Origin of the sequence: Neptuniibacter sp. UBA6509, from assembly GCA_002435145.1 — a bacterium.
Lineage (GTDB): Bacteria > Pseudomonadota > Gammaproteobacteria > Pseudomonadales > Balneatricaceae > Neptuniibacter.
Window position 1 is genome coordinate 22,678 of record DJLT01000063.1, and the last position, 6,626, is coordinate 29,303.

Consider the following 6,626-nt stretch of genomic DNA (forward strand, 5'->3'; position numbering starts at 1 on the left):
AACCGGTCAGAATAGAGCACTGATCAGAGCTTATAAAACAAAACCCCGAATCAGAGTGGAAAAAGTCACATCCAAAGCGGGGTTATAATCAACCGTTAGACTTAAAGAGTTAAATCACGGTTACTTGCTTTAATGAACTCTTTCTTCAGATCTTCAAACGTCTGAACTGCAGGGAATTGCGGGAATTCCGCAATAACGTTATCAGGTGCATGGAACAAGATACCTGACTCAGCCTGTTTCAACATCGTTGTATCGTTATAAGAATCACCCGCAGCAATAACACGGTAGTTCAACAACTGGAACGCGCGAACAGATTGACGCTTAGGATCTTTTTGACGAAGCGTATAGTCAGTAATACGACCCTCTTCGTTAACTTCCAGCTTATGGCATAACAACGTAGGGAAACCTAGCTGACGCATAAGTGGCTGAGAAAACTCATAGAACGTATCGGAAAGGATCACAACTTGGAAACGCTCACGTAACCAGTTAATAAACTCAACCGCACCTTCGAGCGGTGCTAGTTTGCTGATCGTTTCCTGGATCTGCGGCAGTTTAAGGCCGTGTTCATCCAGAATACGCAAACGCTGCTGCATTAACTCATCATAACAAGGAATATCACGGGTAGTTGCTTTTAGTTCTTCAATACCAGTTTCTTCAGCAAAAGCGATCCAGATTTCTGGGATCAAAACCCCTTCAAGGTCAAGACAAGCGAGTTCCACGCGCGACTCCTTAATAAATAAATGACAACATCAAGTTATATCGCCATGGTTAGCGATGATTACGCGCCAATTTACCTTCTATCCCCAATGCTTGCAAGAAGCGTTAGATGATTCCAAGGCCCAAAATCAGCAGTCAATTGATGTAGATTAAATCGATATAAAAACCCCGCATCAATGTGCGGGGCTTTCAAGAAAAAAGCCACCCTATTGGGTGGCTTTTAGAATCTGTATTAAATATCTTTTGGTTGAACAGGGATCGCCTGTTTAACACCTGTAAGTACATTTCGCTGATGAAGCTCTTCATCAGTTGCACCTACACCGCCATCCGCTTTGGCATTTTCGAAGTAGCATAATGTCGGTTGATGCTCGTCCGCTTCTTTATCGTCCAATTGGGCGTAAGCAGCGATAATCAACAGATCACCTTTACTAGCTTTATGCGCGGCAGCGCCATTAACAGAAATAATTCCGCTATTGTCTTCACCACGAATTGCATACGTAGTGAAACGCTCACCATTATTGATGTTGTAAATATGAATCATTTCATATTCACGAATGCCTGACTTATCAAGCAATACACCATCGATCGCACATGATCCTTCATAGTGAAGCTCAGCGTGAGTGACTGTTACACGGTGTAGCTTGCACTTTAAAAATGTCTGCAGCATAGACTAAATCCTGCGTTTGCTCATCTATACCGAGTTGCCTCGGTTTCCCCCTTTCGCTACCTAAACTCAATCTAAGTAGCACGTAAACGCCACGTAATTCCGCCTTTTGACTTGGAAAAACGTGTTTATTTCTATACTGGCTATATCAACCAGCTTTGTTGCGCCGCACATAATACTAAAAATTGTTTAAAAAATTAACTAAACAAATGATTTTTTTGTACCTGCAAGCCGCAAAGTGCGCGCATTCTACCACCATCCACAGAAATTTTAAGCTCTACTCACCTATTCTTTAGATCAACAAAGACTAATTATGTAATTTTCCCTTAAAAACTATGCTCAAATTGAACGTCACTCATAAAGACTTTAGCTTTACTCACTCCCTTTCTTAACTAATTGATTTACAATAGCCCTCTTAATTTTATAGTCGCTGATTCAGGTATTTTGCTGTGACAGATAAATCGCTAAATGAAATCCTTTCCGAAAGCTTAAAAAAACGCATTATGATTTTGGATGGTGGCATGGGCACCATGATCCAAGATTACAAACTGGAAGAAGAGGATTACCGTGGTGAACGCTTTTCCGATTGGCATATCGATGTCAAAGGAAATAATGACCTTCTAGTACTCACTAAACCTGACATCATTAAAGCGATCCACCGTGAGTACCTGCTTGCCGGTGCAGATATTGTTGAAACCAATACCTTTAATGCCACTCAGATCGCAATGGCCGATTATGAGATGGAAGCCTACAGTCGCGAGATCAACGTTGAAGCGGCACGCTTAGCACGTATCGCTTGTGACGAGGTGACAAAAGAAACACCTGATCGTCCACGTTATGTCGCCGGTGTACTTGGCCCAACAAACCGTACTTGCTCTATCTCTCCTGATGTTAATGATCCATCTTTTCGTAATGTCAGCTTTAATGAGTTAGTTGAGGCGTACACTGAATCCCTAGATGGTTTGATCGAAGGTGGTTCAGATATCATCTTGATCGAAACCATATTCGATACGCTTAATGCTAAAGCCTGTATCTACGCGGTTGAAACTTATTTCGAAAATAACGATGTCCGCCTGCCTGTCATGATCTCCGGTACCATTACCGATGCATCAGGCCGTACACTTTCAGGACAAACAACTGAAGCCTTCTGGAACTCAGTTCGCCATGCGAAGCCGATCTCTGTCGGCCTTAACTGTGCACTCGGCCCTAAAGAGCTACGTCAGTATGTAGAAGAGCTATCACGTATCTCTGAAACATTTGTTTCTGCTCACCCGAATGCGGGCTTACCTAATGCCTTTGGTGGTTATGATGAAACGCCGGAGCAGATGGCAACCGAGATTGGCGAATGGGCTAAATCTGGTTTTCTAAATATTATTGGCGGCTGCTGCGGTACAACACCCGATCATATTAAAGCGATCCGCGAAGCCTGCGAAGTTGAAGCCGCACGCGCACTACCAGAGTTACCAGTTGAATCCCGCTTGTCCGGCCTTGAACCAATGCACATTGGCGAAGACACACTTTTCGTCAATGTCGGTGAACGTACCAACGTTACCGGCTCTGCCATGTTCAAGCGCCTTATTAAAGAACAAGATTACGAAACGGCCCTAGACGTTGCCCGTCAACAAGTTGAGAACGGTGCACAGATCATCGACATCAACATGGACGAAGGGATGTTAGATTCCCACGCGGCGATGGTTAAGTTTCTAAACCTGATCGCATCAGAGCCTGATATCTCTCGTGTGCCGATCATGATCGACTCCTCCAAGTGGGATGTTATCGAAGCGGGCTTACAATGCATTCAAGGTAAAGGCATTGTTAACTCGATCAGCTTAAAAGAAGGCCATGAAAACTTTGTTGAGCAAGCACGTAAGCTTCGTCGCTATGGTGCAGCTGTTGTTGTCATGGCATTTGATGAAGACGGCCAAGCCGATACTTACCAGCGCAAAATTGAGATCTGTGAACGCTCCTACCGCGTACTCGTCGATGAAGTTGGCTACCCACCTGAAGATATTATCTTCGATCCAAACATCTTTGCCGTGGCTACAGGTATAGATGAGCATAACAACTATGCGGTCGACTTTATTCAAGCAACCGGCTGGATTAAAAAGAACCTCCCTTACGCTAAAGTTTCAGGCGGTGTTTCCAACGTATCCTTCTCTTTCCGTGGTAACAACCCGGTACGTGAAGCGATTCACTGTGTATTCCTATACCACGCCATCCAACAAGGCATGGATATGGGTATCGTTAACGCAGGCCAGTTGGCTATCTATGATGACCTACCTGAAGAGCTTCGCCTTGCAGTTGAAGATGTCATTCAAAACACCCGCGATGACTCTACAGAGCGTCTACTCGATATTGCAGAAAAATATCGTGGCGATGGTGCGCAAGTAGAAGAGAAAACACAGGAATGGCGCAGCTGGGAAGTCAATAAACGTTTAGAACATGCCCTAGTAAAAGGCATCACCGAGTTTATCGAAGACGATACCGAAGAAGCACGCCAAAACCACGACCGCCCACTTCACGTTATTGAAGGACCATTAATGGACGGCATGAGCGTAGTCGGCGATCTATTCGGTGCCGGTAAGATGTTCCTGCCTCAGGTAGTAAAATCAGCGCGCGTAATGAAAAAAGCGGTGGCTTATTTAATGCCGTTTATCGAAGAAGAGAAAGATGGCGCGAGCCAATCTAACGGTAAAATCGTTCTCGCCACTGTAAAAGGTGACGTACACGATATCGGTAAAAACATCGTTGGCGTCGTACTACAGTGTAATAACTACGAGATTATCGATCTTGGCGTTATGGTGCCTGCTGAGACTATTTTACGTACCGCCCGTGAAGAGAATGCAGACCTAATCGGTTTATCCGGCCTGATCACCCCCTCACTTGATGAGATGGTCCATGTAGCCAAAGAGATGGAACGCCAAGAGTTTAACATCCCGTTATTGATCGGCGGTGCAACAACCTCTAAAGCGCATACCTCGGTTAAAATTGATCCTGCTTACAACCGCGACCAAGTGGTACACGTTACCAACGCATCACGCGCGGTAAACGTTGCGTCTAACCTGCTGGGTGAAAAGAAAGCCGGTTATGTAAAAGAGATACAGGAAGAGTACCAAGCTGTACGTGACCGTCATGCTGCACGTATGACAGACAAACGCCGAGTCACACTAGAGGCAGCAAGAAAGAATAAATTCCAGATCGATTGGGATGAATACACCCCACCGGTTCCTGTCAAAACAGGCATCACCGTATTTGATGATATCTCGCTAGAAGAGATTGAGTCTTACATCGACTGGACGCCGTTCTTCCATTCATGGGAACTGGCTGGCCGCTACCCTCGCATACTCACAGACGAAATTATCGGAGAAGAAGCCACTAAGCTTTTTGCCGATGCAAAAGTTATGTTGCGTAAATTGGTGGATGAGAAGCTACTTACTGCGAAAGCCGTTGTCGGCATCTTCCCTGCTAACACGGTTGATCATGACGACATGGATCTTTATACCGATGAAGAGCGCTCTGAAACGTTGATGACGATCCATAACCTGCGTCAGCAAACAGAGAAAATTGCCGGTAAACCCCACATGTGCTTATCTGACTTTATTGCGCCAAAAGAGAGCGGCAAACAAGATTATCTAGGCGCCTTTGCGGTAACCGCAGGTCACGGCTGTGATGAATTGGTAGCAGAGTATGAAGCGGATCATGATGACTACAACTCCATCATGGTCAAAGCATTGGCAGACCGTTTTGCCGAAGCTCTAGCGGAGATGATGCACGACAAAGTGCGTAAAGAACTTTGGGCTTACGCAGCAGACGAACAGCTGAGCAACGATGATCTAATCGCAGAGAAGTACAAAGGCATCCGCCCTGCCCCAGGTTACCCAGCGTGCCCAGAGCACACTGAAAAAGGCCTAATCTGGAAACTGCTAGACGTTGAGAAAAATACTGGCATGACCATCACCGATGCGTACGCCATGCTACCAACAGCAGCTGTAAGCGGCTTCTACTACAGTCATCCTAAATCACAATACTTCGGTGTTGCGAAAATCAGTGAAGACCAAGTAGAAAGCTATGCAAAACGTAAAGGCATGGAGATGAAGGAAGCAGAACGTTGGTTGGCGCCTAATTTGGGGTATGAGCCAGAGGAAGGGTAACGCCGGAGGCGTTTAGAACGCCACTTTGTGGCTGCTAGTTGTTAGAAGCTAGTGGCTAGAAACAAAAAAACCGAACCTTTTGGGTTCGGTTTTTTTATGGATTCCAGCATGCGCTGGAAAGACGAATTCTCTTTATTAGCTACATAAGAAAAAAATAGTTCAGCTTTTAACGCCGTCATCCCAAACTTGTTTTGGAATCCACTACAACAATGGTTTAAGTAAAGGGAGCTGAGGCCTTTATTCCCTACTTATGACTTTATGCCCAAAACAACGAAATGTAACTACAAATAAAACGGTTAAAGGGTAACCCTGAGTTTTATCTCATAGAGCACGGCTGACATCCATGCTTTTATGTAAAATACGAACAATCAATATTTGATTTTCTTTGTGATCTTTATAGTAGATTACGTGACTAGCTTGAGGGTATTTACTATATCCCTCTCTTATATAATCGCAACGAAGTCCGATTTCAGGCTCGTCTGCCAACAGTTTAAATGAACTATCTAATACTTTTAAGTAGTCATTTCGTTGAGCCTGCCCCCAAGTTGTTTGAGTGTATTTTGCAATTTTGATTAAGTCTGTTTTTGCTTTCGCAGATAATACAAACTTATTCATGAATGGTTATCTTTATCAAGTTCAGCGATTAAAGAGTCGTAACTGTAATCGGCTATGCCACTTTGTTCACCTTGAACAAGCATGTTACGTAAATTATGTAGTTTGGCTTCCTGGTCTTCTAAAGCGCGCAAGCCAGCACGAACAACTTCACTCGCAGATCCATAGCGTCCAGAGTTTAGCTGCTGGCTTATGAATTGATCAAAATGATCACCTAAGGTTACGCTAGTATTTTTAGCCATAATTTTACTCTTTTAGCCTGTACCAATATATATTGAATTATGGTACAAAAAATATAACAAGACAATTAAGTCGGACAAAAAATTTACGGGGGGATTACCCCAGAACGCTTCGCGTTTAGGACGCGGCTGCGCCGCTAGAGTGGTTAGAAAAAGCCTAAAAGCCAAAAGCCAGACAAGGCAGTTGTCTGGTTTTTTATTGCATGGATTAAGGGACTTTGCCCCTTTGAATATGTCACTCAT

General features: G+C 44.3%; 5 protein-coding genes. 1 reads left to right on the forward strand and 4 read right to left on the reverse strand.

The genetic code is table 11. The features are described from left to right. Positions 1-101: 101 nt before the first annotated feature. Both thrH and panD read right to left on the reverse strand, forming a co-directional pair. The gene (gene thrH / locus B4K11_RS08085; protein WP_292949899.1) at positions 102-719 is read right to left on the reverse strand and encodes a bifunctional phosphoserine phosphatase/homoserine phosphotransferase ThrH; all 618 of its coding nucleotides are present in this window, start codon (positions 717-719) and stop codon (positions 102-104) included. A gap of 230 nt (positions 720-949) precedes the next feature. Further along, the gene (gene panD / locus B4K11_RS08090; RefSeq protein ID WP_292949897.1) at positions 950-1,384 is read right to left on the reverse strand and encodes an aspartate 1-decarboxylase; all 435 of its coding nucleotides are present in this window, start codon (positions 1,382-1,384) and stop codon (positions 950-952) included. Between the two features lie 446 nt (positions 1,385-1,830). Here panD and metH point away from each other — a divergent pair, with 446 nt between their 5' ends. Further along, positions 1,831-5,532, forward strand: coding sequence for a methionine synthase (metH, locus tag B4K11_RS08095; protein ID WP_292949896.1), 3,702 nt, complete (start codon positions 1,831-1,833; stop codon positions 5,530-5,532). A gap of 321 nt (positions 5,533-5,853) precedes the next feature. On the opposite strand, the gene B4K11_RS08100 is transcribed toward metH, so the two are convergent. Continuing rightward, positions 5,854-6,147 carry a type II toxin-antitoxin system RelE/ParE family toxin gene (locus B4K11_RS08100; RefSeq protein WP_292949894.1) on the reverse strand — a complete coding sequence of 98 codons (294 nt, stop codon included), beginning with the start codon at positions 6,145-6,147 and terminating at the stop codon, positions 5,854-5,856. Next, positions 6,144-6,386, reverse strand: coding sequence for a type II toxin-antitoxin system ParD family antitoxin (locus B4K11_RS08105; protein ID WP_292949892.1), 243 nt, complete (start codon positions 6,384-6,386; stop codon positions 6,144-6,146). Before B4K11_RS08105 ends, B4K11_RS08100 begins: the two co-directional genes overlap by 4 nt. Positions 6,387-6,626 lie beyond the last annotated feature (240 nt).

Excerpts from the sequence above, each read along its gene's own strand:
- panD (WP_292949897.1), bottom strand. The coding sequence starts at position 1,384 with ATGCTGCAGACATTTTTAAAGTGCAAGCTACACCGTGTAACAGTCACT.
- B4K11_RS08100 (WP_292949894.1), bottom strand. The coding sequence starts at position 6,147 with ATGAATAAGTTTGTATTATCTGCGAAAGCAAAAACAGACTTAATCAAA.
- B4K11_RS08105 (WP_292949892.1), bottom strand. The coding sequence starts at position 6,386 with ATGGCTAAAAATACTAGCGTAACCTTAGGTGATCATTTTGATCAATTC.